The sequence below is a fragment of the Halomonas alkalisoli genome, assembly GCF_021412585.1.
Taxonomy (GTDB): Bacteria; Pseudomonadota; Gammaproteobacteria; order Pseudomonadales; family Halomonadaceae; genus Halomonas; species Halomonas alkalisoli.
In genome coordinates, this window is record NZ_JAKCMI010000030.1 from 39,444 (window position 1) to 63,371 (window position 23,928).

Sequence of the window (23,928 nt, forward strand, 5' to 3'; positions counted from 1 at the left end):
TGGTTGATGTAAGAGGAGACATATATTGATTCTGGTGTTTTCAGTATAAAAAAAGGGAGCCATTGGCTCCCATAAGGCGACGGAAATATCGAGAGAAATCGACTGGTTCAGGCAGCTTCTAGCCCCGTAGCCACCCGATCCAGTGCCAGGCTCAGGGTGGTGACGATTTCATCGAGCTGGGCTTCCTCAATGATCAGTGGTGGCGCGATGGCGATGGTGTCACCGGCGATGGGACGGATCAGCAGACCATGCGCCTCAGCGATATCCACGACCTGCTTGGCCACGCCCTGGGAAGGCTCGAACTGGGCCTTGGTCGACTTGTCGCGAACCAGCTCGATGCCCATCAGTAGTCCGGCACCACGGATATCACCCACCAGGGGATGTTCGCGTAAGGGCTCGAGGCGGGACGCGAGGTAGTCGCCCTTGGCACGGGCCTGGCCGGCGATGTCACGCTCTTCGTAGATCTTCAGTGCCTCAAGGGCCACGGCGGCACATACCGGGTGACCACCGTAGGTATAGCCATGGCCGAAGATCCCCAGGCGTTCGCTCTGCTGGACCATGGCCTGGTAGATCGATTCGGTCATCAGCGTCGCCGAGATCGGCAGGTAGGCTGAGGATAGTGCCTTGGCACTGGTTAGGATATCCGGACGCATGCCTACGGTCTGACTGCCCCATAGCTGACCGGTGCGTCCGAAACCGCAAATCACCTCGTCGGCAATCAGAAGGATGTCATGCCTTTCCAGTAGTACATTGAGCCGGGGGAAGTAGTCCGACGGTGGAACCACCACGCCTCCAACCCCCATGATCGGCTCGGCGAAGAAGGCGGCGATGTTATCGGCCCCCTCTTTCTCGATCAGGGCCTCCACGTTGCCGATCATGCGCTCGGTGAACTGGGCCTCGCTCTCGCCGGGTCGGCCAAAGCGATAGTAGTGGGGACAGTCCACATGCAGCACCCAGTCGAAGGGCAGGTTGAACTCCTCATGCATATGCGGCAGGCCGGTGACGCTGGCGGTCGCCAGGCCAGTACCGTGGTAGCCGCGCTGCCGGCCGATGATCTTGCGCTTGCCCGGTTTACCCTGGGCGTGGTGGTAGTACCAGGCAAGCTTGATGGCGGTGTCGTTGGCCTCACTGCCCGAGGATTGGAAGAGTGCCTTGGACATCGGCACCGGGGCCATCTGCACCAGCTTCTCGGCAAGCTCGATGGTCGGTGCATTGGAGCGATGGGCAAAGGTCTGGCCATAGGGGAGGGTACGTAGCTGCCGGACTGCGGCCTCGATCAGTCGTTCCTCGCTGTAGCCCAGGGCAGTACACCAGAGCCCGGAGACCCCCTCGATATAACGTTTGCCCTGATCGTCTTCCACATATACCCCCTCCCCGCGAGCCAGCACCGCGGGCCCCTGGCGTTCGTGGAGAGCGAGATTGGTTTGGGGATGCACCAGGTAGGTAATGTCCTTTTTATGTAATTCGTTCATGGTCGCTTCACTTCTTGGTGGGAGAGACGGAGCCGAGCTCCGGCGATGCTACGAAGCTAGCCCCTTCTCGGCTATGGCCTCAAACACATATTTCACGCTGTGAAAATCCGAATGGAAGTCTCTCGGCCGAATCCGCGCCGGTCTACTATTGGCTACCGGATCGTATCCGCGCCCATGCGCGGATCTATTTCCTCGACCTAGTCATGTACCGCGTGCTGATGATGCGGCTGAAGGCCGGCGAGCACCCTATGTCGCCGACTCGGGCACTGGAAATTGCCTGCAAAATCCAATTCCATCAGGTCCTGCTTCACCGTCGAGAGACGGCGAGCGGCCTGACAAAATTGAAACCTGAACAACGCGGCCTCTTCGAGGCCATCGACCTGCCGGCACCTACCGAATAATGCTTGCAGTGCCAATTTTTACAACGCGTTTCAGGTAAATCAGTAGATTACGGTTCTATCTGTTGGACTCCGGAGCTCCTGACTCATTGACACACGAAATTGCGCCAGAGCATCGCCGGACGCAACTTAATCATTACTTCAACTCTGAGGGCACAAGGTTGTCGGGGATGTCGAGCCCTACCTCCTGATAATAACGAAGAGCACCGGGATGCAGGGGGGTGTTCATATCCTGGAAGACGGTATCCAGAGACAGGTTGCGCATCTGCGGAATCGCATTTTGCTTTTCCTCCAAGTTCTCCCAGAATGCCTTGGTCATCGCATAAATGGCTTCTTCCGGCATGTCCTTGTTGGTCGCCATGCCTATGGTCACCTGTATGGACCGAGCTGGCTCGGTATTGACCTGATTATCGCCGTATATTCCAGCAGGCAATTCCGCTATGCGAAAGCCAGGCCGGCTCAGTACAGCCTCAAGATCACCTTCTTCTGTTTCCGGAATACTCAAGAAACGAATCTTATTGGCCATCGCTATCTGGGTCAAGATAGGGCTGGGAGCCTGGGTTGGATTGAAATAGACATCAATGTTTCCATCTTGAAAGCTCTGAGCAGCCGCATCCCAGCTGATATTGATTGCCCGATAGTCTTCGCCAGCCTTATAGCCAGTCACGCCCTCTATAAGCGGCTCAACCGTTTGTCGTGCCTGTCCGGTCGGCGGTCCAGTAAAAACGCGCTTCCCCTGCAGGTCGGCGTATGTCTCTATTCCAGAGTCTGCATAAACTACTGCATGATAGAGCCCCATGGGATAATTGAAAATGGCGCGCATATTGTCATATAGTTCAGGTGCCTGAGGTAGTGTCTCAAACATGCCAGTACCACTCTGCATCAACGCCGCCATGCCCGGCGAAAAGCTAGCAGTAAGCTGTGTAACTCCTTGAGCCGTAGCAACGGCATGCTCCGGACCACTACCGGTCGCATCGACTTGAATTGCATACTCCGTCTGGTTGCTAACAATATCAGAAAACACAGTCGACACCACATAGGGAGAGCTCCCCGTACCGAGCGTTTTGAGCCGGTAGTTTGATTGTGCAAGGCTCTCATCGGAGCTGATCATACCGAGTACGCCGCTCAGCAGAGCTCCTCCTATCAAGGTCATCGTCAAGGGTTTTATTACTTTTATCATGATGGTGCTCCTTCTCTGGCTTGTTGGTTATATCAAAGTTGATAGAGGGCGCTTGAAATGTGAAACCGCTATCAAGGTTATCCCCCCCATGAAGGCACCGAACACTTGGATTGGCAGTGATGGTGCCACGAGAGCAATCGACACCGTGGCTGATACGCCCCACCAGAGTCGACCACGAATGCTGATTGTCGCAATCAGGTAGGCTGCCAGAACCAGCCGAGCAAGCGACCAGATAAGCTCGCCGAACGAGAAGTCGGCGATCAGTAGCATCGACGGGCTATAGACGAAAACGAAAGGCGTCAGGAAGCCAATGAATGCCAGGCGTCCCATAGCCGTCATACCGATCGCCATGGGGTTGGCACCGGCGATGGGTGCCGCCGCGAAGGCGGCCAAGGCGACAGGTGGAGTGATTGCCGACAGCACGGCGAAATAGACGACAAACATATGGGCAGCAATGGTCGGAACACCGAGCGCCTCCACGGCCGGCCCCATGATCAGGATGATGATCAGGTAGGCCGGTACCGTAGGCATCCCCATCCCCAGTACGAGGCATGCCAGAGCCATTAGTACAAGCGACAGGAACAGGGATCCATCGGCAACCGATTGAATCGATGAAGCAAAACGCAAGCCGAGCCCCGTCAGGTTCATCACCGCAATGATAATGCCGACGGCTCCCACGGCAATCAGGATGACTCCTCCCGCGCTAGCGCTACCGCTGACGATATTCATGAGAGCCTTTACATTGCGTGCTCTAGGGTTGAATAACAGCCCTAGCACCAAAGCTGCTCCAATCGCCCAGAGCCCAGCCATGGCCGGGGAGCGCCCCTGAAGCATCAACATAACAATGAGGACTAGAGGAACAAGGAAGGCCGAGAGCAGCATCCAGTCCTGGCGGCTGAGGGTGGGAAGAGAGCGACGATCAGCAGCGGTAATCCCCATCCGGCGGGCTTCTGCGCCAACACTGGCAAATAAGCTGCCATAGAAAAGCAGGGCGGGAATCAGCGCGGCCAGACAGATCTGCAGATAAGGGATACCAGTCATATCGGCCATGATAAAGGCTACTGCCCCCATGATGGGCGGCATGATCTGTCCCCCACTGGAGGCCGCGGCCTCTACAGCTCCTGCAAATCGTGCACTGAAGCCGCTCCTTTTGATCATGGGCATGGTCACGACCCCAGTGCCCACGACGTTGGCCACCACGCTGCCTGAGACTGTCCCGAACAAACCACTTGCCATTACCGCTGCATAGGCGGCCCCACCGCGCAATCTTCCCAAAGTACGCAATGATAGGTTGAGTAGCACCTGACCAATACCCAGGGATTCCAGTACTGCACCGAAAATAATGAATACCAGTATGGTACTGGTCACTACGGCCAAGGGCTGACCAAACACACCGTCGAAGCTGTACCAGAAAGTCTGCAGTAGCTCACTATAGGAAATTCCCGAATGTCTTAGTATGCCCGGCAACACATCTCCTAAATAAGCATAAGAAGCCACGATCAAGGCAACCAGAACCAAAGGGAGGCCAATGGCTCGGCGAGTCAACTCAAGAAGTGCCAATATACCCCCCAAGCCGCACCACAGGTCGAGAGGTTGGAGTAAATAGAGTCCCGACTTCAGAAAGTCAGCGATGATAAAGTAACGCCAGGCAGCAACCACAATCAGTACGACAAGGACCAAGTCAAGCAACCATCGTAATGCATGGCTGGGCCGGCGCAGCGAATGAAATAGAAGAAATAATGCACCCAATGTGAAGCCGCCGACACGCACCAGAGCATCATCGAATACCCCGAATCTCGCAGTATAGAGAGCACCGCCGACGAGGAGCGCCCCTACGATATACATCAAGCCAGTGGTGAGCATCACCAGCGGGGAGCAGAAATTATCGCGGGTTGACATGGGGGTTCCTCGCTTAAGTGCATGTCTTTATTGTCTATATCGTGCTTTTATGTCTTCCAAGAAGATTTTATAAATATGTTAATGATCCCAACGTTAGAATGCCGGTGAAGGATGCGCAATCATCATTTTCATAGAATGAAAACTGTGCGGGCCTTTGGCCTCATTGCCGGTCACTGCCACCTCTACCTGGGCAGTTGAGCGTTCGTGCCATACTGAAACATCGGCTTCAGTCTCATTAGGGGGCAGTAATACGCGATTTTCTCAGGCAATTCCAGCACGCTATCGACTCTTCTTTATTTCACTTGGTGAAAAGCATGCCTTCCTTTGTGACGGCAAACTGCCATACTGCCGTCGAATTACCGGCACGACCACCATAGCCATCATAACGTTAACATGTTAACGAGCTGGTAAGTTGCGACGTATCATATGTTCATTGATGCCGAACAACAAACAACAAACAACAAACAACAAACAACAAACAACAAACAACAAACAACAAACAACGAACAACAAACAACGAACAACGAACAACGAACAACGAACAACGAACAACGAACAAGGAGTCACGACGTGCCGCATTTAAGACTCGAATACTCACCGGGACTGGCGCAGCGCGCCGATATCGGCGCCGTCTGCCGGGCCGCCTACGAGGCGATGAAGGCTACGGGCATCTTCCCGCTGGCGGGGATCCGCGTGCGGGCCTATGCCGCCGATCACTGCATCGTCGCCGATGACCTGGCCGAGAACGACTTCGCCGCCCTGACCCTATCGGTCGGTGCCGGCCGCGACAAACCGGCGCTACAGGCCGCCGGGGAGCGGATCTTCGCCGCCGTCCAGGCCGCCCTGGCCGAGCCGCTGGCGACACCCCACTTCGCCCTGTCACTGGAGATCCGCGTCATGGATCCGGATCTGAGCTGGAAAGACACCCCGATACACGCCCGACTCTCGGGCACCAAGTGAGGGAAGGAAAACGATGAGTACGCTTAGCGATAACCTGTCTCGCGCCGAAGGCTACCTGGCACGCTTCCGTGCAAGCGGCGTGATGAACCATATTGATGGCGAGTCCGTACCGGCCGCCTCGGGCAAGACCTTCGAGACGCTCTCGCCGGTCGATCTCAAGCCGCTCGCCCAAGTCGCCAAGGGCAATGCCGACGATATCGACCGCGCCGTCAAGGCCGCCGAAAGGGCCTTCAAGACCTGGAGCAAGACCCCCGGCAAGGAGCGGCGAGCCATCCTCATCCGCGTCGCCGAAGCGATCGAGGCACGCGCCGAGGAGATCGCATTCACCGAGTGCCTGGATACCGGCCAGGCGCTGCGCTTCATGGAAAAGGCTGCGGTTCGCGGTGCCGCCAACTTCCGCTTCTTCGCCGACAAGGCGCCGGAGGCCGAGGATGGATTGGCGCTGCGCAACGCCGACCAGATGAACGTGACGTCGCGGCGTCCGCTGGGCCCCGTGGGGGTCATCACGCCGTGGAACACGCCTTTCATGCTGTCGACCTGGAAGATCGCGCCGGCGCTGGCCTCGGGCTGCACCGTAGTGCACAAGCCGGCCGAATTCTCGCCGATGACCGCCAAGCTGCTGGTCGAGATCGCCGAGGAGGCCGGTCTGCCCAAGGGCGTGCTCAATCTGGTCAACGGCTTCGGCGAGGACGCCGGCAAGGCCTTGACCGAGCACCCGGGGATCAAGGCGATCGCCTTCGTCGGCGAGAGCCGCACCGGCCAGATGATCATGGCCCAGGCGGCGCCGACTCTGAAGCGCTTCCATTTCGAGCTGGGTGGCAAGAACCCGGTCATTGTCTTCGACGACGCCGACCTGGATCGCGCCGTCGACGCCGCCAGCTTCATGATCTACTCGCTCAATGGCGAGCGCTGCACCTCGTCCTCACGGCTGCTGGTGCAAGACTCGATCTACCAGGACTTCACCCGCCGCGTCGCCGAGGTGGCCAACAACATCAAAGTCGGACATCCGCTCGACCCGGACACCGTGGTCGGCCCGCTGATCCATCCCGAGCACGAGCAGAAGGTGCTGTCGTACTTCGCCAAGGCGCGTGACGAGGGAGCGACCATTGCCGCCGGCGGCGAGAAGGTTGGCGAGGAAGGCTGCTTCGTGCGCCCGACGCTGTTCACCGATGCCACCAACGACATGACCGTCGCCCAGGAAGAGATCTTCGGACCGGTGCTTACCGCCATCCCGTTCAAGGATGAGGAAGAGGCACTGCGACTGGCCAACGATACCCAGTACGGCCTGGCCGCCTACCTGTGGACCAACGACCTGAACCGGGCGATGCGCATGACCGACGAGCTGGAAGCCGGAATGATGTGGGTGAACTCGGAGAACGTCCGCCACCTGCCGGCCCCGTTCGGCGGCGTCAAGGCCTCCGGTATCGGCCGCGACGGCGGTGACTGGTCCTTCGACTTCTATATGGAGACCGTCAACGTCTCCTTCCCGCGCCAGATTCACCAGGTGCCGAAGCTCGGTTGATCCCAAACGCCTCGAGCATGGCCCGAGGCCCTGTCGCCACGGTCTTCTGCCCGGCCTGTGGCGGCCCTGATATCCGCGAGCCCGGTGCCGCCGGGATCGCCAGGAGGACGACACATGAATCGACCCATCCCCGCCCGCCTCACCGCCTTCCGCGCCAACGGTGCCGATCGCTACGGCGTGGTCGTCGATGCCGGCATCATCGACCTGACGCCGGAGTTCGGCTCGCGCTTCAGCGGGCTCAAGGAGGTCATCGAAGCCGGCGCCATCGACGAGCTGCTCAAGGCCGCCGAGGGCCGCACACCCAGCTATCGCGAAGAGGACGTGAGCTTCCTGATCCCGATCGCCAACCCGGAGAAGCTGATCTGCGTCGGGGTCAATTTCCCCTCGCGCAACGAGGAGTACAAGGACGGCCAGGCGGCGCCCGGCAAGCCCTCGCTGTTCATCCGCTTCCCGCGCAGCTTCGTCGGCCACCGCCACAACCTGGTGCGCCCCCCGGAGAGCGACCAGCTCGACTACGAGGGCGAGGTGACCATCGTCATCGGCAAGAGCGGTCGCCGGATCCCGCAGGAGCGGGCCTACGAGCACATCGCGGCCCTGACGCTGTGCAATGAGGGCACGATCCGCGACTGGGTTCGCCATGCCAAGTTCAACGTCACCCAGGGCAAGAACTTCGACGCGACCGGCGCGATCGGCCCCTGGCTGGTGCCCTTCACATCGGCCGATCAACTGGATGATATCGAGCTGACCACCCGGGTCAACGGCGAGCTGCGACAGCAGGATCGCACCTCGCGAATGATGTTCGATTTCCGCTACATCGTCAGTTACGTCTCCACCTTCACCACCCTGGTGCCCGGCGACGTCATCGTCTGCGGTACGCCCACGGGTGCCGGTGCCCGCTTCGAGCCGCCGATCTGGCTCAAGCCGGGTGACGTGGTCGAAGTCGAGGCCGAGGGCATCGGCAAGCTCGTCAACGGCGTGGAGGACGAACGATGACGCTGGCACCGGCGCAGGTCGCCTCGGCCGCCGAGTCGCTGCTCGCCGCCGAGGCGAAGCGCGAGCCGATCGGATTGCTGTCTCTCGCCCACCCCGGCATGACCCTGGATGACGCCTATGCCATCCAGGCTGCCCAGATGGAGAAGAAACTCGCCCAGGGGCGAGAGATCATCGGCTGGAAGATCGGGCTGACCTCCAAGGCGATGCAGGACGCGCTCGGTATCGACACCCCCGACAGCGGGGTGCTCTACGACGACATGGCCTTCGCCGACGGCGCCACGATCTCCGAGGCACGTTTCATCCAGCCGCGCATCGAGGCCGAGATCGCCTTTGTCATGAAGGCACCGCTGGAAGGTAATGTCACCCGCATGGAGGTCCTGGCCGCTACCGACTATGTGGCGCCGGCGATCGAGATCCTCGATACCCGCATTCTGCGCAAGGACCCCGAGACGGGCCAGGCCCGCACCATCTTCGACACCGTATCGGACAACGCCGCCAACGCCGGCATCGTTCTGGGTCAGCAGCGACACGCCCCCGACGCCTTCGACCTGCGCTGGGTCGGTTCCATCGTCAAGCAGAACGAGACGGTGGTCGCGACCGGCCTGGGGGCCGGGGTGCTGGACGATCCGGTCACCGGCCTGGTCTGGCTGGCCCGTCGCATGGCGACCTATGGGCAGCGAATCGAAGCCGGCCAGGTCGTGCTGTCGGGCTCCTTCATCGGTCCCGTCGAGTGCCCGTCGGGCACGGACATTCACGCCGATTACGGGCCCTTTGGGTCAGTGAGCCTGCGCTTCGCGTGACCGATAGCGCATTAACCAAATCTTGGAGAAATACCATGGGTGAAGTTGTTCTTGCAGCGAAAGTCACACACGTTCCGTCCATGTACCTGTCGGAACTCCCCGGCCAGCATCATGGCTGCCGCCAGGCGGCCATCGCCGGCCATAAGGAGATCGGCCGTCGCGCCCGCGAGCTGGGCGCGGATACCGCCGTCGTGTTCGACGTCCACTGGCTGGTCAACAGCGGTTATCACATCAACTGCGGCGAGCGGTTCGAGGGCATCTATACCAGCGGTGAGCTACCGCACTTCATCAAGGATATGGCGTACCAGTACCAGGGCTGCCCCGAACTGGGGGAGGCGATTGCCGCCGAGGCCAATGCCGCCGACGTGCGTACCCTGGCCCATAACATTCCCAGCCTGGAGCTGGAATACGGCACCCTGGTGCCGATGCGCTACATGCACATGGACGTGCCCGAAGACCAGCACTTCAAGGTGATCTCCGTCGCGGCCTGGAACGCCTGGCATCGCCTCGAGGACAGCTTCACCTTCGGTGCCGCGGTGCGTCGCGCCATCGAGAAGAGCGATCGCAAGGTGTTGGTGCTGGCCTCAGGCTCGCTGTCGCACCGCTTCTCCGATGACCGCAAGGCCGCCGATAACCTGCACAACTGGACCCGGGAATTCGACAAGCAGGTCGATATGCGTGTCGTCGAACTCTGGAAGCAGGGGCGCTTCAAGGAGTTCTGCGCCATGCTGCCGGAATATGCCGAGCACTGCTACGGCGAAGGCGGCATGCACGATACCGCCATGCTGCTCGGCCTGCTCGGTGGTGAGGAGTACGACAAGCCGGTGGAGATCCTTACCGAGCCGTTCGGCAGTTCCGGGACCGGGCAGATCAACGCCGTCTTTCCGCTTCCCTGGTGAGATCGTCCAAGCCGCTGCCCTTGATCCACCCACGGGGTGAATGATCCGCCCGCTGCACGAGGAGCTCTCAATGCAGATGCCCGTCAACACCTTCAAACAGGCGCTCTCCGAGCAGCGCCAACAACTCGGCATGTGGTTGGGGCTGGCCAATGGCTACAGCGCCGAATTGTGCGCCAATGCCGGCTTCGACTGGCTGCTGCTGGATGGCGAACACGCCCCCAACGACCTGCAGACCCTGCTGGCGCAGCTGCAGGCCATCGCCCCCTATGGCAGCCAGCCGGTGGTCCGCCCGCCGGTGGGGAATACCGCCCTGATCAAGCAGTACCTGGACCTGGGCATCCAGACCCTGCTGGTGCCCATGGTGGACAGCGCCGAGCAGGCCGCTGAGCTGGTGCGTGCCATGCGCTACCCGCCCGAGGGGATACGTGGCGTGGGCAGCGCCCTGGCACGGGCCTCGCGCTGGAACGGTATCCCCGACTACCTCGATCGGGCGGATGAGCAGATGTGCCTGCTGGTGCAGGTGGAGACCCGCGAGGGCTTGGCCAACCTGGACGCCATTGCCGCCGTGGAAGGTGTCGATGGGGTCTTCCTCGGGCCGGCGGACCTTTCCGCCGCCCTGGGGCATCGCGGCAATCCGGTCCATCCCGAGGTTCAGGCCGCCATCGAGGACGCCATCGCCCGCATCCAGCAGGCCGGCAAGGCCGCCGGCATCCTCTCTGCCGACGAGACCCTGGCCAAGCGCTATCTCGAACTGGGCTGCACTTTCGTTGCCGTGGGCGTCGACACCAGTTTGCTGATGAAGGCCCTGACCGGCCTGCTCGGGCGCTTCCGGGAGGGCGCGGACAGGGGCCCCCAGGGCGGCAGCGTCTACTGACAATTGATGAGGAGTCATTATGCAACTTTCCGAACCGTCCCTGTTGTGCACCCGGGCCTATATTAATGGCCGTTGGGTTGATGCCGATGAGGGTGGCCAGTTCGTCGTCTCCGACCCGGCCGATGGTAGCCGGATCGCCGACGTCGCCGACCTCGGGGCGGTCGAGACTCGGCGAGCCATCGGCGCCGCCGAGGCGGCCTTGCCGGCCTGGCGGACTCTGACCGGCAAGGCCAGGGGGGCTATCCTGCGGCGCTGGTACGAGCTGATCCTGGCTCATCAAGAGGATCTGGCACGACTGCTGAGCTGGGAACAGGGCAAGCCGCTTACCGAGAGCCGCGGCGAGATCGCCTATGGGGCCAGCTTCATCGAGTGGTTCGCTGAGGAAGCCAAGCGCGTGTATGGCGATGTCATTCCCCATGACCGTGATGGGCGTCGGCTGGTGGTGATCAAGCAACCGATCGGAGTGGTGGGCGCCATCACCCCCTGGAACTTCCCCAATGCCATGATCACCCGCAAGGCCGGACCGGCTCTCGCCGCGGGTTGTACCCTGGTTCTCAAGCCCGCCGCCGAGACGCCGCTGTCCGCCTTGGCGCTGGCCGAACTCGGCGAGCGGGCGGGCCTGCCGGCGGGGGTCTTCAATGTGGTGCCGGGGACCCGCGCCCGCGAGATCGGTGCGGTACTGACCGGTAGCCCGGCGGTGCGCAAGCTCACCTTCACCGGCTCCACTGGAGTCGGCAAGCAATTGATGGCACAGGGTGCCGAGCATATCCAGAAGCTCAGCCTGGAACTGGGCGGCAACGCGCCCTTTATCGTCTTCGATGACGCCGACCTGGATGCCGCGGTGGAAGGGGCGCTAGCCGCCAAGTTTCGCAACAGTGGCCAGACCTGCGTCTGTACCAATCGGATCCTGGTGCAGGCGGGGATTCACGACGCCTTCGTCCACCGCCTGGCGGCGGCGGTCGACGGGCTCAAGGTGGGACGGGCCGACGAAGTGGGAGTGCAGCAGGGGCCGCTGATCAATGCCCAGGCGGTGGCCAAGGTGCAGGAGCATATCGAGGATGCCCTGAGCCAGGGAGCCGAGCTGGTATGTGGTGGCAAGCCCCACGACCTGGGCGGCGGTTTCTTTGAACCAACCCTGCTGGTGAAAGTCACGTCGGAGATGCAGGTGGCTCACGAGGAGACCTTCGGGCCCTTGGCGCCGGTCTTTTGTTTCACCAGCGAAGAGGAGGCGATCCGCCTGGCCAACGATACGCCCTATGGCCTGGCTTCCTACCTCTATACCCGTGATCTGGGCCGTGCCTGGCGGGTCGGAGAGGCACTGGAATATGGTATGGTCGGCATCAATGAAGGCATCATTTCCACCGAGGTGGCGCCCTTCGGCGGTATCAAGGAGTCCGGCCTCGGTCGCGAGGGCTCCCACTATGGAATCGATGAGTATCTCGAAGTGAAATACCTGTGTCTTGGCATTCAGTGATGCCGATACCGGGGCGCTGGGCTTTGGCCCAGGGCTCGAACTCCTTAGGATGATGATCGCCGAGCATGTCTAGACCGACTCCCTCCCTGACCCTGGCCCTGCTCCAGGCCCGTGAGGCCGCCATGGGCTATTTTCGCCCCCTGCTCAACGAGCACGGGTTGACCGAGCAGCAGTGGCGGGTAATCCGCATACTCAAGCAGTCTCCCGAGGCCACTCTGGAGAGCCGCGAGCTGGCCGAACAGGCCTGTATCCTGCGACCCAGCCTGACCGGCGTCTTGGTGCGCCTGGAACGCGACGGCTATGTGCGGCGCTGGAAGCCGGAGCACGACCAGCGTCGGCTCTGTGTGACCCTGACGGAGCAGGGCCATGCCCTCTTCGATGCCATGAGTATTGGAATGATTCGCCAATACCAAAAAATTCAGCAGCAGTTGGGGGCTGAGAACTTCACAGACTTGATGGCATTACTCAGACGGCTTCGGCAGCTTGAACCTTAATGAGCTTCTGTACATTCGGCCCAACGATTACTGAAGCTGGCTTTTCCTCTGTATTTATTTCATGAATTCAATTGGTTAACAGCCTTCCAGTGGAGAGACAGAGCCCCGGCAGGCACGACCTGTCGGGGCTCTGTCTTTCAGGATGGCGGTTCATGGCGCCGACAGGGGCCCGACGGTCTCGAGGGTGCCTATGAAGGCGCGAGCGACGGCATCTAGCATGGCGTCGCCGGCCAGGGCGGGAGCATGCCAGAGGTGCATGTTGCGCTCGCCGAAGTCGGCCGCTACCGGCAGGCTCTTCAGGCCGTACTGTGGGGCGGCGATGTTGGTGAGGCGCTCGGGCATGATACTGAGATAGTCGCCGGTGGGCAGGATATTCAGGCAGACCGTGGCATCGCCGGCCAGGGCGATATGGGTGTTCACCTGCTTGAGCCCCGCCTTCTGCAGGCGTTCCACCGGCGACTCCTCGAATTTGGCGTAGGTGGCGATATTGACCCAGGGGTAGCCGACCAGGTCGCCGATCTCGATGCGCTCCTTGCCCGCCAGGGGATGTTGGAGGGAGGCGAAGATGGCCAGCCGATCCTCGAAGAGGGTGATGCGGTCGAGTTCCTGGCTCGCCGAGAATACCGTGGGGGCCACGGCGATATCCAGCTCGTCGTCGTTGATCTTCTCGAAGAGCCGGTAGGGGCTATCCACCTGGATCAACAGCGACAGGCTCGGGTAGTCGCGCAGCAGCGCCTCGGTGACGGTGTGCATCAACAGGCTGGCCATCAGGGGGCCGACGCCGATGCGCAGCTCGGTCTGCATGCCCAGCCCGAAGCGGGTGGCGGACTGCTCGGCCGCCCATACCGAGGTGGCGATGGCGCGCCCCTGCCTGGCCAATATGCCTCCCAAGGCTGTTTGCCGGACCCCGTGACGGCTGCGGGTAAAGAGGGAGCCCCCGGCCTGCATCTCCAGTGTTTGCATGTTCTTGGTCAGGGTCGGCTGGCTGATGTGCAGCTTGCCGGCGGCCTGGCTGATGGAACCGCAGTCGAGAATGATGGCCAGCTGCATTAGATGCTTGGATTCCATTGCGACCCCTTGCTCTTATTAGTATTCAGTTTCTTTTCTCAAGGGTATCAGAAATGAATTTTTGGAATCTCAAGGCTTGGGGCAGGATAGGCCTTTCCAGAATTCATGCGGGGCGGTTCGGTACCGTTTCGTTTCGCTCTCGAGTCTTGCCATGGAGTAGTCGATGTACGAAGTCACGGCCCTGCTGTTCGGTGTCCTCTGTGGCCTGTTGATCCTGCTTTCCGGGGTCGGCGCCGGGGTGATCATGGTGCCGGGTCTGATGCTGCTGTTCGGCGTGGCGCCGGCTTCGGCGGTGGGCACCGCCAGCCTGGTCTCGGTGCTGATCAAGGTGGTGGCGACCTATGCTAACGGGCGCGACAGCCGCGTCGACTGGGCACTGTTCAGGCGCTTCTCGCTCTGGGCGATGCCCAGCTGTCTGCTACTTGCCCTGGTCATCACCCTGCTGTTGCGCACCTCCTGGGGGGAGAGCGTGCAGCATGGGCTCAAGCTGGCGGTGCTGGCCGCCGCCGGCTTCGCACTGCTGGCCAGCTTCCGGCCCCAGGCACTGCAGCACGTCGGCCAGTGGCTGGGCGGGCTGATGCCATCGACCTGTGGGGCCATGGTGGGTGCCACCGGAGTGGGCGGCGGGGTGCTGATCGTGCCGGCCCTGCGCGCCATGAGTAGTGCCGACATCAAGGTGGTTGTGGGTACCTCGACGGTCATCGGCCTGCTGTTGTCGGCCTGCACAGGTCTGGTGTTCGGTGGCGGTGGGCATCTCGACCCGCTGCTCGCCCTGCTGGTGACCTTGGGTGGTGCCGTGGGGGTAATGCTGGGCCGCCCCCTGGCTGCCAGGCTGTCGAGCCTTGCCGTCAGCTCCCTAGTCTACACCCTGATCGGCGTCTCACTGCTCAACATGACCTACGGTCTTCTTCTGGTTCAATAGACTCTGTACTTCTAAAAGAGACTAGCTTGCCGCCACATTGCACTGGTCTTTGCCATAGCCTCCGGCCCTATCGCCTGGGGCTTTTGTTTATCGACTTCCTCATCAACTCGGCCGACACAGCGCCACCAGCCTCGCCTTGGAAGGCACGCCGAGCTTGGCGTAGGCGCGCTTGCGGTAGGTCTCGGCGGTGGACAGCGCGATATCGAGTTCGGCGGCGGCGGTCTTGAGGGTGTGGCCACGCAGCAGATAGAGGCAGAGCTGGCGTTCCCGCTCGGAGAGCGGGGTCAGCACGGCGGTTTCCTGGGCGCTGGGCCGCTGGGAGAGGGGGCGGGTGCTGCCGTAGTGTCGCCGGATCAGGCTGGCCAGCAGCGGCGCAAGGCCGTCCAGGCAGGCCAGGTCATCCTTGGTGAAGGGGCCCGCCGTCACGCCACAGTAGAGGTTGAGGTAGTAGATGCTGTCCTGCCCCGGGATGGTCAAGGAGACCTTGTCGACCAGGTCGGGAAAGGCGAATAGATGGCTCTGATAGGCCGGCGACATGGCCTCGGGCTGCATCGTCGTCAGCTCGGTGGCGGCGAGCTTGCCCTTATCATCGATCAGTTGCCGCAAGCGCTGGTAGTTGGGGTCCTGGCGGAACAGGCCGTCGGCGTAGAGCTGGGCCAGGCGGCCGGCGACCCGGGGCTGGCGCTCGTTGGCGGCCAGCAGGCAGTCGATCTCGTCGCTGCTGTCATAGGCGAAGATCATGCACTGCTCGATACGCACCGCCCGGCGCAGCAGGTCGAGCAGGGCCTCATCGAAGCCTTCGCTGCCCATGGCATCGACGCAGGCGGCCATCGCCGGAACCAGCGATGGCCAACTGGATGCGTGCCTGTCTTCGCGCTTATCTGCCATGCTGGCCTCGATCATGGATATTGCCTGTCCCCCCTTTTGCAGGACAGTGCCCCTGTCTGCTTCAGGATAGGCTGTCGTCAGGCTCGACAATAACCCTGACAGGAGAGTGAGCATGCGCCCCGCCGGAAGAGACGAACACGATTCGCTGTACTTCGATTATCCCCGTTTCCCCTTCGTGCGTCCCGCCGAGCTGGAGGGCCGCGAGGTTCGTCATCGCGTGGCCATCGTCGGCGCCGGTCCGGTGGGGGTGACCGCCGCCCTGGAGCTGGCACGCCATGGCATCGCCTCGGTGGTGCTCGACGACAAGGACAGTGTCAACGACGGCTCGCGGGCGATCTGCATCTCCCGCCACAGCCTGGAGATCCTCCAGCAACTGGGTGTGGATAAGTGCTTCACCGACAAGGGGCTCGGCTGGACCCGCGGGCGTACCTACTTTCGCGACCGCGAGATCTACCGCTTCGAGATGCCCCACTCCGAGCAGGAGCGCTTCCTGCCCATGGTCAACCTGCAGCAGCAGTACATCGAACAGTTCCTGATCGACAAGGCGATGGCGTCGTCGCTGATCGAGCTGCGCTGGCAGCAGGCGGTGACCGGGGTGAGCCAGGATGGCAGCGGCGTGACCCTGGAGGTCGCGACCCCCGAGGGCGACTATCACCTGCAGAGCGACTACCTGCTGGCCGCCGACGGTGCCCGCAGTGTGGTGCGCAAGGCCTTCGGCCTCCCGCTGCACGGCGAGGCCTACGAAGGGCGCTACGTGATCGCCGACGTGCGGCTGAGATCCGACTTCCCCACCGAACGGCGCGCCTTCTTCAGCCCCTCGGTGATGCCCGATTCCACCCTGCTGGTGCACAAGCAGCCCGACGATATCTGGCGTATTGATTACCAGCTGCTGCCGGATGAGGACCCCGACAAGGCGGTGGAGGAGGCCAGTATCCGTGAGCGGGTCGGCACCATCATCGACATGCTCGGCGAAGGCGATGACTGGGAGCTGGAGTGGTGGAGTCTCTACAAGGCCTACACCCTGGCGCTGGACGACTACCGTCACGGCCGGGTGCTGTTCATCGGCGACAGCGCCCACCTGGTGCCGATCTTCGGTGTGCGCGGGCTCAACAACGGTATCGCCGATGCCGCGAACGCGGCCTGGAAACTGGCCTGGGTATTGAACGGAAGGGCGCCGGATCGGCTGCTCGACAGCTACAGCCCGGAGCGGCGTGGCGCCACCCTGGATGTGTTCGCCAACGCCGGCAAGAGCACCCGCTTCATGACGCCGCCGACCCGTGGCTATCGGTTGATGCGCGATGCCGCCCTGTCGCTGGCGGTGGATAACGACTATGCCAGCGACTTCGCCGATCCCCGCCAGGTCACGCCCTACACCTACGCCGAGAGCCCCCTGACCCTGGCCGATGGCGACGACTTTGCCGCCGGGCCGATCCCCGGGGCTCCGCTGATCAACCGTCGCCTGGGCGAGGATGACTTCCTGCTCGACCATCTCGGCCGGGGCTTCACGCTGCTGCTGTTCAGCGACGATGGTTCTCTGGTGCCGGCGCGGCAGGAGCAAGTGGCCAGCCTGCAAGCCCGGGAGCCTGGCCTCGACGTGCTGATCATCGGCCGTGAGGCGTCGGCCCAGGCGCTCGGCAGGAGCCTGGGTGATAGCCGGGTGAATAGAGAGGGCGGCGTGTTCGAGGCCTATGGCGCCGTCGATGGCACGGCCTACCTGGTACGCCCCGACCGCCATGTGGCGGCGCGCTGGAAAACCCTCGACGCCGCCGACCTCGATGCCGCACTCACGACCGCCCTGGGAGGAGAATGATCATGACCGCACCGACACTGCCTTTTGCCGATCTGGAGCAGGTCTACGAGACGTTGGCGACCACGCTGGATGCCTTGCCCGAGGAGCAGGAACGGCTGTTTCTCGCCCAGCTGGCGCTGGCGCTGGCGCATCGGGTACCCGATGTGGCCCTGGTAAGGGAAGCGATCGAGGAAGCCCGGCGGGGGCTGGCGGTTGCGGCTAGTTAGCGGGGCCGCGGCTATCCGGCTCTGCTGCCCGCGCCTCGAGGGCCTTGGCATTGGGGCAGAAACGCCGGCACTCCTCCCGCGGTGCCTGGTGACGCAGGGCCAGCCAGCAGGTACCCACCTTCGAGCAGGCGTTACAGGTAGTGCGCAAGGCGTGGATGATGGGGTCCTGGTCAAGGTCCCCCGGGGCAAGCCCCAGGGCGCGCATCATCGCCGGCATCAGGGTATCGGTAGGCTGAAAACCCGGGATATCGCCCGCGGCCAGGCTGCGCGCCAGCGCCTGCTCCAGGGATCGGCTCATCGGTTGTGACAGGTCATGGATCAGGACACTCAGCGCTTTCGGCGCACAGCACTTGAGCTCGAGCAGGGCGCGCTGCCCCTCGAGGTAGTCACTGATGGGCTCCTGGCCGGCTGACGGGTTGTCGTCGGCGGGGTGAGTGGGTGAGCTCATAGTCGCTGTTCTCTGCCGGACCTACTTTCACTATGGTCGACACGATCCATCGCCGCCTTGATCGATATCATGTTCTCGGGCAGGCGGCCGACAGGGTCGGCGACTCACCCCGAATCCACCACTCAGGCCGGGCTTGGCAGCAGTTCGGCTACCGCCTCGCCGACGCGCCGGATGGCTGCCTCGACGGCGGGCGTCATCGCGGCGGCGTAGTTCAGCCGCAGGCATTGGCGGAACTTGCCCGAGGCCGAGAACAGCGAGCCCGGCGTGATATGCAGCCCTTCGCGGACCAGGCGCTCTTTCAGGCGCACGCAGTCGACCGAGTCGGGCAGCTCAATCCAGAGCAGGAATCCACCCTGTGGATAGCTGACGCCGGTACCGACAGGGAAGTGGCGCGTGACCCAATCGATCATGATGTCGCGGTGCTGCCTGTACTGGCGGATCATCTCGCGCAGGTGGCGCTCGTAGTGGCCGTGCCGGACGAATTCGGCCACTGCCAGCTGCGGCAGCGTGGCCGAGGCGCCGGTGGAGACGTACTTCATGTGCAGCGCCTGGTCGCGGTAGCGTCCCGGGGCCATCCAGCCGACCCGCAGCCCCGGCACCAGCGTCTTGGAGAAGGCGCTGCACAGCAGTACCCGGCCATCGTCATCGAAGCTCTTGAGGGTAGGCGGCCTGGGCGTGTCGAAGGAAAGATCGCCGTAGATATCGTCCTCGACAATGGCCACGTCGAAGCGCTGGGCCAGGGCGACCAGGGCGCGCTTGCGTGCCTCGGGCATGGTGTAGCCGAGCGGGTTGTTGCAGGTGGGCGTGATCTGGATGGCCTTGATCGGCCACTGCTCCAGCGCCAGTTCCAGCGCCTCCAGGCTGATCCCCGTGCGCGGGTCGGTGGGAATCTCCAGCGCCTTGAGCTTCTGCGCCTTGAGGATCTGCATGGTGCCGTAGAAGCTTGGCGAGTCCACGGCGACCACGTCGCCGGGTTCGGTCAGGGTGCGCAGGGCCAGCGAGAGCGCCTCCTGGCAGCCGGTGGTGATGAGGATATCGTCGGGATGCAGCAGGCAGCCCGACTTGTCGGCCAGGCGAGCCACCTGCCGACGCAGCTCGAGGCTGCCCTGCAGGCTGTCGTAGTTGAGCTCGTGGGCCGCCGCGTGCCGATGCAGCGTAGCCAATTGCCGCTGCAGCGGGCGCAGGCTGGCGGCAGTGAGGTCGGGGATGCCGCGCCCCAGCATCATCAGGCGATCCTCCTGGGGAGCGCGTGCCACCAGCTCCAGCACCTGATCCCATTGGGAGACGTCCAGCGGGCGCTGGGCGGGACGCGACACCTTCGGCAGCACGTTCGGAGTTGGCCGGGGCTGCACGTAATAGCCCGAGCGTGGACGCGCCTCGACCAGCCCCGATGCCTCCAGGCGCCGATAGGCCTCTTGCACCGTGGAAATACTCACGCCGAGCTCGCGGCAGAGAAGGCGAACGGAGGGCAGCCGGTCGCCGATGCGATACTGGCCCTGCTCGATGCGCTGGGTCAGGGTCTGGGCGACCTGGTCGTAACGCTTCATGACAGATCCATGGCGTTGATTTCCTGCTTCGATACAGAAGGCGTATCAGCGAGCGATACAGAGACAGAATAGCCCTTTCTGTACTGATTAAATAAACATTTCTTGAATCTGTATTGGTGTGGTCGAGCGGCCGTAGCCTGTCAGTACGCCTGACAGGAGATGCCCCCATGATTCTCGAACACCTCTTATACCTGCCCGACCGCCTCAGAACCCAGCGGCAGCGCCACCGTTCTCGACGCCAACTGCGCCATCTCGACGACCGCCTGCTGGCCGATATCGGGCTTGACCGAACCACGGCCAAGCGAGAGGTGAGCAAACCGTTCTGGCGATGACGCACCGGCATGGCGGGCGGGAACCCGCCCAGAGGCCTGCTGGCCACAAAGGAAAAATCGTGAGCACCGAGACAGCAAGGCGGAAGCATGATCGAAATACGTCAGGCCCCCGAGTACGTGGCGGTGAACGCCAGGCGCCGAGGGAGTGCCGAGCTTCTGCTCCAACGCCAGGATCTTTGAGTGCCAACGCTTTGAGCAATGAATCCGGGAGGCCCATGCTGGTATGCTGAGCGCTAATATACGATTGCGGTTAGACTGGCCGCCCATATAAGGCTAAGGCATCGCCGTGTTGACCCTGCTTGCCGAGCGTGTCGCCCGACATCTCGAAGACTCGCCCCGCACCCCCAAGTACTTGTGCCTGCGCGATGCCCTGATTGAGCTGATCGTCGAGGGCGAATTGGCCGAGGGCACTCGCCTGCCCACCGAGCAGGAGCTGGCCGCGACTCTGCCGCTGAGCCTGGGTACCGTGCAGAAAGCGCTGCGCGACCTGGTCGAGAGCGGTGAGTTGTACCGTCGGAGGCGGCTCGGTACCTTCGTTGCCGACGGAAACCACCGTCGCGAGATCGCCACCCCTACCTTTGGCTTCCTGCGTCCGGATGGCACCCGTGTCCGGATGGTCTTCATCCGGTTGATCAAGCGCGGAATGTTGCAGCGCCGAGGGGCATGGATCGAAGTGCTTGGTGAGTGCGAGGCGGGCCATGTGCACCTGGTGCGCCAGGATCGTATCGATGGCGCCTTCGACTGCTATACCGAGATTTACCTGCGCGCCGACGTGGCCAGCGAGCTGCTGGACCTGCCCGCCGAGGCCCTGGAGCACGAGAGCGTGCTGCCGCTACTGCAGGCCCAGGGCCATGAGGTCAGCACGGCGGAGAACCGGATCAGCCTGGGGCGCCTGCCCCGGACCATCGTGCCGGACCTCGCCGAGGCCCCGCCACCGGGCATTCGCCTGGAGACCCGCTATCTGGATGCCGAGGCCGGGGTGCTGGCCTGGCAGATCATGTACATCCCCCCCACCGACTACCGGCTCACCCTGATCACCGAGCCGCGCTGATCCCCTTCAATCAGAGCCATGCCTTCCTGACCTGACTGACCTTGCCCTGCCCGTGGCCTACCTCGGACGGAACCTTCGAGCATCACCACGATCAATACTATATAGTATTGACAGGCAGAATGGCTTGGCTATACTCGCCAAAGGATCAAATAATAAATCATGTTTCAAATATGATTCCATTCATGGATGACCCCATACCCCGTGATGAGGACAGCCCCTATGAGTTGGACCCCTGTCTGCAAGACCGATCAGGTGCAGGAAGACTTCCCCTTCTCCGCCAAGCTGGGCGACAAGGAGATCGGCGTCTATGTGCTGGACGGCGAATACTATGCCCTCGAGGACATCTGCCCTCACGCCTATGCGCTGCTCTCCCAGGGCTTCGTCGAGGATGGCCAGGTGGAGTGCCCGCTCCACGAGGCGGTGTTCGACATCAAGACCGGCAAGTGCCTGCGAGAGCCTGCCGACCGGGACCTGCATGTCTACCCGGTACGCATCATCGACGACGAGATTCAGTTGCAAGTCAGCGAGGAGGCCTGAGCCCATGTCCACCACCCTCGACCACAACCCCGAGCTCAAGACCTGGGCCCGCATCATCCCCTCCTTGGAGCCGGGCCAGGGCCATATCGAGCGCCCCGGCGGCTTCGACAACCGGGTCTGGCAGAATCGCCAGCGCGCCCCGGAGGCCTTCGAGCTGGCCCTGGTGGCCGCCCTGGAGGAGGTCTTCGAGAGCGGCGCCAGCGAACTCGACGCGGTGATCGCCGGGCTCAATGCCCGCCATAGCCAGGATCGCCAGGGCCGGCCCTGGACCGAAGAGAGTTTCCTCCAGGAGATGGCGGTGCTGGGCCAGTAAGGCCGCCCCCCGAGACAACGACAATCAAGGTGAGAGAGATGACGACAGCCGCTTCTATGGACACCGACGTCCAAGACTATCTCGATACCGGCCTGCGCTCCCTGTGGTACCCGGTGGTGGCCAGCTGGGAGGTGGGCAGCAACCCCTTAGGCATCACCCGCCTGGGCGAAAACCTCGCCCTGTGGCGCGATCATGACGGCGTGGTACACGCCATTGAGGATCGCTGTCCCCATCGCGGTGCCCGCCTCTCCAAGGGCTGGAACCTGGGCAACCGTCTGGCCTGCTGGTACCACGGGGTCGAGGTGGACGGGGAAGGCACCGTCTGCGACGTGCCGGCGATCAGCAACAGCCCCATGGTGGGCACCTCCTGCGTGCGTCACTATCCGGTGCAGGAGGCCCAGGGCACCATCTTCGTCTTTTTCGGCACCACCCCGGATGAGGAGCCGCCGGCCCTGGAGCTGCCCGAGCAGCTCACCGACGAGGCCACCTACGGTCACTTCCTGTGTACCGCCACCTGGAAGTGCAACTATCAGTATGCGGTGGATAACGTCATGGACCCCATGCACGGCACCTACCTGCATGCCGACTCCCACTCCATGGCCGAGGGCGACCGCCAGGCTGAGATGGTGCTGGAGCCTACCGAGACGGGCTTCATCTTCAAGAAGACCGGCCAGACCGGGGTCAACTTCGACTGGGTGGAGTACGGCAACAGCGGCGCCCTCTGGCTGCGTCTGTCGATCCCCTACCAGAAGCGCTTCGGGCCGGGTGGTCCCTTCTGGATCGTCGGCATGGCAGTACCCGAAGACAAGGAGCACACCCGGGTGTTCTTCTGGCGGGTGCGCAAGGTGGACGGCTGGCAGCGCCAGGTGTGGCGCTTCTTCTACCGCACCAAGCTCGAGGGCCTGCACTGGGACGTGCTGGAGCAGGATCGCGTCATCCTCGAGAACCTGGCCCCGGACGCCCGTCATCACGAGAACCTCTATCAGCACGACGTGGGCCTCTCGCGGCTGCGCCGGGTGATGCTGAAGATGGCCAAGGCGCAGCTCGCCAAGCGCCGGGAGGCGGCCTGAGATGGCCGGCGCAGGGCTGGCCGGCAAGCGGCTGATGATCACCGGCGCCGCCCGCGGCCTGGGGCGTAGCATCGCCGAGGCCGCCGCCGCCGAGGGGGCGCGCCTGGTGATCAGTGACATCCTCGAGGCGGAGCTGGAACAGACCGCCGCGGCGCTGCGCGACGGCGGTGCCGAGGTGGAGGCGCTGGTGATCGATCAGGGCGATGCCGCCTCCATCGAGGCGGGCCTGGCCCGGGTCGCCGAGGGCGGTGCCCTGGATGGCCTGGTCAATAACGCCGCCATCGCCACCAATGTGGGCGGCAAGACCCTGGACGAGTACGACCCCGAGCTGTGGGACCGGGTGATGGCGGTGAATGTGCGCGGGGTCTGGCAGATGACCAGGGCGGCGCGGCCGCTGCTGGCCCAGGCCGAGCACGGCAAGGTGGTCAATGTGGCCTCTGACACCGCCCTCTGGGGGGCGCCGCGGCTGATGGCCTATGTGGCCAGCAAGGGCGCGGTGATCTCGATGACCCGGGCCATGGCCCGGGAGCTGGGCGAGCAGGGCATCTGCATCAATGCCATCGCCCCGGGATTGACCCACTGCGAGGCCACCGAGTACGTGCCCGAGGAGCGTTACGCCTTCTATGCCGCCGGGCGCGCCCTCAAGGAGGAGCAGCATCCCCGGGACATTGATGGCACCGTGCTCTACCTGCTCTCGGACTGGTCGAACTTCGTCACCGGCCAGCTGATCCCCATCAACGGCGGTTTCGTCTTCAACTAGGGGGAAGGATC

At 62.8% G+C, this 23,928-nt stretch carries 24 protein-coding genes and 1 pseudogene; 18 read left to right on the plus strand and 7 right to left on the minus strand.

The annotated features are described in order from the left end of the window. Positions 1 to 107: 107 nt before the first annotated feature. Positions 108 to 1,472 carry an aminotransferase gene (locus tag LY622_RS14750; RefSeq protein ID WP_234291595.1) on the minus strand — a complete coding sequence of 455 codons (1,365 nt, stop codon included), beginning with the start codon at positions 1,470 to 1,472 and terminating at the stop codon, positions 108 to 110. Positions 1,473 to 1,600: 128 nt separating this feature from the next. Here LY622_RS14750 and LY622_RS14755 point away from each other — a divergent pair. Next, a pseudogene (locus LY622_RS14755) lies at positions 1,601 to 1,873 on the plus strand (IS1634 family transposase); the annotation flags it as partial. Positions 1,874 to 2,006: 133 nt separating this feature from the next. Here LY622_RS14755 and LY622_RS14760 read toward each other — a convergent pair. Both LY622_RS14760 and LY622_RS14765 read right to left on the minus strand, forming a co-directional pair. Continuing rightward, positions 2,007 to 3,050, minus strand: coding sequence for a TAXI family TRAP transporter solute-binding subunit (locus LY622_RS14760; protein WP_234291596.1), 1,044 nt, complete (start codon positions 3,048 to 3,050; stop codon positions 2,007 to 2,009). Between the two features lie 27 nt (positions 3,051 to 3,077). Continuing rightward, positions 3,078 to 4,949, minus strand: coding sequence for a TRAP transporter permease (locus LY622_RS14765; RefSeq protein ID WP_234291597.1), 1,872 nt, complete (start codon positions 4,947 to 4,949; stop codon positions 3,078 to 3,080). A gap of 570 nt (positions 4,950 to 5,519) precedes the next feature. Here LY622_RS14765 and LY622_RS14770 point away from each other — a divergent pair. The 8 genes from LY622_RS14770 to hpaR all read left to right on the plus strand — a co-directional run bounded on the left by LY622_RS14770 (position 5,520) and on the right by hpaR (position 12,965). Beyond that, positions 5,520 to 5,909 (plus strand): 5-carboxymethyl-2-hydroxymuconate Delta-isomerase, encoded by a 390-nt coding sequence (locus LY622_RS14770; protein ID WP_234291598.1) that lies wholly within the window; start codon positions 5,520 to 5,522, stop codon positions 5,907 to 5,909. Between the two features lie 13 nt (positions 5,910 to 5,922). Further along, on the plus strand, positions 5,923 to 7,431 hold the full coding sequence (hpaE, locus tag LY622_RS14775) for a 5-carboxymethyl-2-hydroxymuconate semialdehyde dehydrogenase (RefSeq protein ID WP_234291599.1): 1,509 nt from the start codon (positions 5,923 to 5,925) through the stop codon (positions 7,429 to 7,431). A 114-nt stretch (positions 7,432 to 7,545) separates the two neighbouring features. Next, entirely contained in the window at positions 7,546 to 8,424 is an 879-nt protein-coding gene (locus LY622_RS14780; protein WP_234291600.1) for a fumarylacetoacetate hydrolase family protein, read from the plus strand. Then, positions 8,421 to 9,224 carry a 2-oxo-hept-4-ene-1,7-dioate hydratase gene (gene hpaH / locus LY622_RS14785; RefSeq protein ID WP_234291601.1) on the plus strand — a complete coding sequence of 268 codons (804 nt, stop codon included), beginning with the start codon at positions 8,421 to 8,423 and terminating at the stop codon, positions 9,222 to 9,224. The genes LY622_RS14780 and hpaH overlap by 4 nt, the downstream gene beginning before the upstream one ends. Before the next feature lie 35 nt (positions 9,225 to 9,259). Beyond that, a complete protein-coding gene (hpaD, locus tag LY622_RS14790) occupies positions 9,260 to 10,123 on the plus strand; it encodes a 3,4-dihydroxyphenylacetate 2,3-dioxygenase (protein ID WP_234291602.1) in 864 nt (287 codons plus the stop codon). A 70-nt stretch (positions 10,124 to 10,193) separates the two neighbouring features. After that, positions 10,194 to 10,997, plus strand: coding sequence for a 4-hydroxy-2-oxoheptanedioate aldolase (gene hpaI, locus LY622_RS14795; protein ID WP_234291603.1), 804 nt, complete (start codon positions 10,194 to 10,196; stop codon positions 10,995 to 10,997). 19 nt (positions 10,998 to 11,016) lie between these two features. Further along, complete coding sequence (locus LY622_RS14800) at positions 11,017 to 12,471, plus strand: NAD-dependent succinate-semialdehyde dehydrogenase (protein ID WP_234291604.1); 1,455 nt, start codon at positions 11,017 to 11,019, stop codon at positions 12,469 to 12,471. A gap of 65 nt (positions 12,472 to 12,536) precedes the next feature. Next, positions 12,537 to 12,965, plus strand: coding sequence for a homoprotocatechuate degradation operon regulator HpaR (hpaR, locus tag LY622_RS14805; protein ID WP_234291605.1), 429 nt, complete (start codon positions 12,537 to 12,539; stop codon positions 12,963 to 12,965). 150 nt (positions 12,966 to 13,115) lie between these two features. Here hpaR and LY622_RS14810 read toward each other — a convergent pair whose 3' ends face one another. After that, entirely contained in the window at positions 13,116 to 14,033 is a 918-nt protein-coding gene (locus tag LY622_RS14810) for a LysR family transcriptional regulator (protein ID WP_234291606.1), read from the minus strand. Between the two features lie 163 nt (positions 14,034 to 14,196). On the opposite strand from LY622_RS14810, the gene LY622_RS14815 reads away from it, so the two are divergent. Further along, the gene (locus tag LY622_RS14815) at positions 14,197 to 14,955 is read left to right on the plus strand and encodes a sulfite exporter TauE/SafE family protein (RefSeq protein WP_234291607.1); all 759 of its coding nucleotides are present in this window, start codon (positions 14,197 to 14,199) and stop codon (positions 14,953 to 14,955) included. Positions 14,956 to 15,057: 102 nt separating this feature from the next. On the opposite strand, the gene LY622_RS14820 is transcribed toward LY622_RS14815, so the two are convergent. After that, positions 15,058 to 15,843 (minus strand): helix-turn-helix transcriptional regulator, encoded by a 786-nt coding sequence (locus LY622_RS14820; RefSeq protein WP_234291608.1) that lies wholly within the window; start codon positions 15,841 to 15,843, stop codon positions 15,058 to 15,060. A 112-nt stretch (positions 15,844 to 15,955) separates the two neighbouring features. Here LY622_RS14820 and LY622_RS14825 point away from each other — a divergent pair, with 112 nt between their 5' ends. Next, positions 15,956 to 17,653: an FAD-dependent monooxygenase gene (locus LY622_RS14825; protein ID WP_234291609.1), complete on the plus strand. Its 1,698-nt coding sequence runs from the start codon at positions 15,956 to 15,958 to the stop codon at positions 17,651 to 17,653. Positions 17,654 to 17,655: 2 nt separating this feature from the next. After that, the gene (locus tag LY622_RS14830) at positions 17,656 to 17,859 is read left to right on the plus strand and encodes a DUF2783 domain-containing protein (protein ID WP_066445818.1); all 204 of its coding nucleotides are present in this window, start codon (positions 17,656 to 17,658) and stop codon (positions 17,857 to 17,859) included. Here LY622_RS14830 and LY622_RS14835 read toward each other — a convergent pair. Further along, positions 17,852 to 18,307: a hypothetical protein gene (locus LY622_RS14835; RefSeq protein ID WP_234291610.1), complete on the minus strand. Its 456-nt coding sequence runs from the start codon at positions 18,305 to 18,307 to the stop codon at positions 17,852 to 17,854. The genes LY622_RS14830 and LY622_RS14835 overlap by 8 nt on opposite strands. Before the next feature lie 122 nt (positions 18,308 to 18,429). Then, positions 18,430 to 19,854 carry an aminotransferase-like domain-containing protein gene (locus LY622_RS14840; protein WP_234291611.1) on the minus strand — a complete coding sequence of 475 codons (1,425 nt, stop codon included), beginning with the start codon at positions 19,852 to 19,854 and terminating at the stop codon, positions 18,430 to 18,432. Between the two features lie 167 nt (positions 19,855 to 20,021). Between LY622_RS14840 and LY622_RS14845 the strand changes: the two genes are divergently transcribed. The 6 genes from LY622_RS14845 (at position 20,022) to LY622_RS14870 (ending at position 23,917) form a co-directional block, all read left to right on the plus strand. After that, entirely contained in the window at positions 20,022 to 20,186 is a 165-nt protein-coding gene (locus LY622_RS14845) for a DUF1127 domain-containing protein (protein WP_234291612.1), read from the plus strand. A 286-nt stretch (positions 20,187 to 20,472) separates the two neighbouring features. Continuing rightward, positions 20,473 to 21,237, plus strand: a complete 765-nt coding sequence (locus LY622_RS14850) for a GntR family transcriptional regulator (protein WP_234291613.1) — start codon at positions 20,473 to 20,475, stop codon at positions 21,235 to 21,237. Positions 21,238 to 21,456: 219 nt separating this feature from the next. Further along, positions 21,457 to 21,774: a nitrite reductase small subunit NirD gene (gene nirD / locus LY622_RS14855; protein ID WP_234291614.1), complete on the plus strand. Its 318-nt coding sequence runs from the start codon at positions 21,457 to 21,459 to the stop codon at positions 21,772 to 21,774. Positions 21,775 to 21,778: 4 nt separating this feature from the next. Beyond that, positions 21,779 to 22,087 carry a recombinase-like helix-turn-helix domain-containing protein gene (locus LY622_RS14860; RefSeq protein ID WP_234291615.1) on the plus strand — a complete coding sequence of 103 codons (309 nt, stop codon included), beginning with the start codon at positions 21,779 to 21,781 and terminating at the stop codon, positions 22,085 to 22,087. 38 nt (positions 22,088 to 22,125) lie between these two features. Further along, positions 22,126 to 23,157, plus strand: coding sequence for a Rieske 2Fe-2S domain-containing protein (locus LY622_RS14865; protein ID WP_369413792.1), 1,032 nt, complete (start codon positions 22,126 to 22,128; stop codon positions 23,155 to 23,157). A gap of 1 nt (position 23,158) precedes the next feature. After that, on the plus strand, positions 23,159 to 23,917 hold the full coding sequence (locus tag LY622_RS14870; protein ID WP_234291616.1) for an SDR family oxidoreductase: 759 nt from the start codon (positions 23,159 to 23,161) through the stop codon (positions 23,915 to 23,917). Positions 23,918 to 23,928 lie beyond the last annotated feature (11 nt).

Coding starts and splice junctions, on each gene's coding strand:
- LY622_RS14750 (WP_234291595.1), bottom strand. CDS start 1,472: ATGAACGAATTACATAAAAAGGACATTACCTACCTGGTGCATCCCCAA.
- LY622_RS14835 (WP_234291610.1), bottom strand. CDS start 18,307: ATGAGCTCACCCACTCACCCCGCCGACGACAACCCGTCAGCCGGCCAG.
- LY622_RS14820 (WP_234291608.1), bottom strand. CDS start 15,843: ATGGCAGATAAGCGCGAAGACAGGCACGCATCCAGTTGGCCATCGCTG.
- hpaR (WP_234291605.1), top strand. CDS start 12,537: ATGTCTAGACCGACTCCCTCCCTGACCCTGGCCCTGCTCCAGGCCCGT.
- LY622_RS14830 (WP_066445818.1), top strand. CDS start 17,656: ATGACCGCACCGACACTGCCTTTTGCCGATCTGGAGCAGGTCTACGAG.
- LY622_RS14800 (WP_234291604.1), top strand. CDS start 11,017: ATGCAACTTTCCGAACCGTCCCTGTTGTGCACCCGGGCCTATATTAAT.
- LY622_RS14845 (WP_234291612.1), top strand. CDS start 20,022: ATGATTCTCGAACACCTCTTATACCTGCCCGACCGCCTCAGAACCCAG.
- hpaH (WP_234291601.1), top strand. CDS start 8,421: ATGACGCTGGCACCGGCGCAGGTCGCCTCGGCCGCCGAGTCGCTGCTC.
- LY622_RS14865 (WP_369413792.1), top strand. CDS start 22,126: ATGACGACAGCCGCTTCTATGGACACCGACGTCCAAGACTATCTCGAT.
- LY622_RS14825 (WP_234291609.1), top strand. CDS start 15,956: ATGCGCCCCGCCGGAAGAGACGAACACGATTCGCTGTACTTCGATTAT.
- hpaD (WP_234291602.1), top strand. CDS start 9,260: ATGGGTGAAGTTGTTCTTGCAGCGAAAGTCACACACGTTCCGTCCATG.
- hpaE (WP_234291599.1), top strand. CDS start 5,923: ATGAGTACGCTTAGCGATAACCTGTCTCGCGCCGAAGGCTACCTGGCA.
- hpaI (WP_234291603.1), top strand. CDS start 10,194: ATGCAGATGCCCGTCAACACCTTCAAACAGGCGCTCTCCGAGCAGCGC.
- nirD (WP_234291614.1), top strand. CDS start 21,457: ATGAGTTGGACCCCTGTCTGCAAGACCGATCAGGTGCAGGAAGACTTC.
- LY622_RS14760 (WP_234291596.1), bottom strand. CDS start 3,050: ATGATAAAAGTAATAAAACCCTTGACGATGACCTTGATAGGAGGAGCT.
- LY622_RS14765 (WP_234291597.1), bottom strand. CDS start 4,949: ATGTCAACCCGCGATAATTTCTGCTCCCCGCTGGTGATGCTCACCACT.
- LY622_RS14860 (WP_234291615.1), top strand. CDS start 21,779: ATGTCCACCACCCTCGACCACAACCCCGAGCTCAAGACCTGGGCCCGC.
- LY622_RS14815 (WP_234291607.1), top strand. CDS start 14,197: ATGTACGAAGTCACGGCCCTGCTGTTCGGTGTCCTCTGTGGCCTGTTG.
- LY622_RS14780 (WP_234291600.1), top strand. CDS start 7,546: ATGAATCGACCCATCCCCGCCCGCCTCACCGCCTTCCGCGCCAACGGT.
- LY622_RS14840 (WP_234291611.1), bottom strand. CDS start 19,854: ATGAAGCGTTACGACCAGGTCGCCCAGACCCTGACCCAGCGCATCGAG.
- LY622_RS14870 (WP_234291616.1), top strand. CDS start 23,159: ATGGCCGGCGCAGGGCTGGCCGGCAAGCGGCTGATGATCACCGGCGCC.
- LY622_RS14810 (WP_234291606.1), bottom strand. CDS start 14,033: ATGGAATCCAAGCATCTAATGCAGCTGGCCATCATTCTCGACTGCGGT.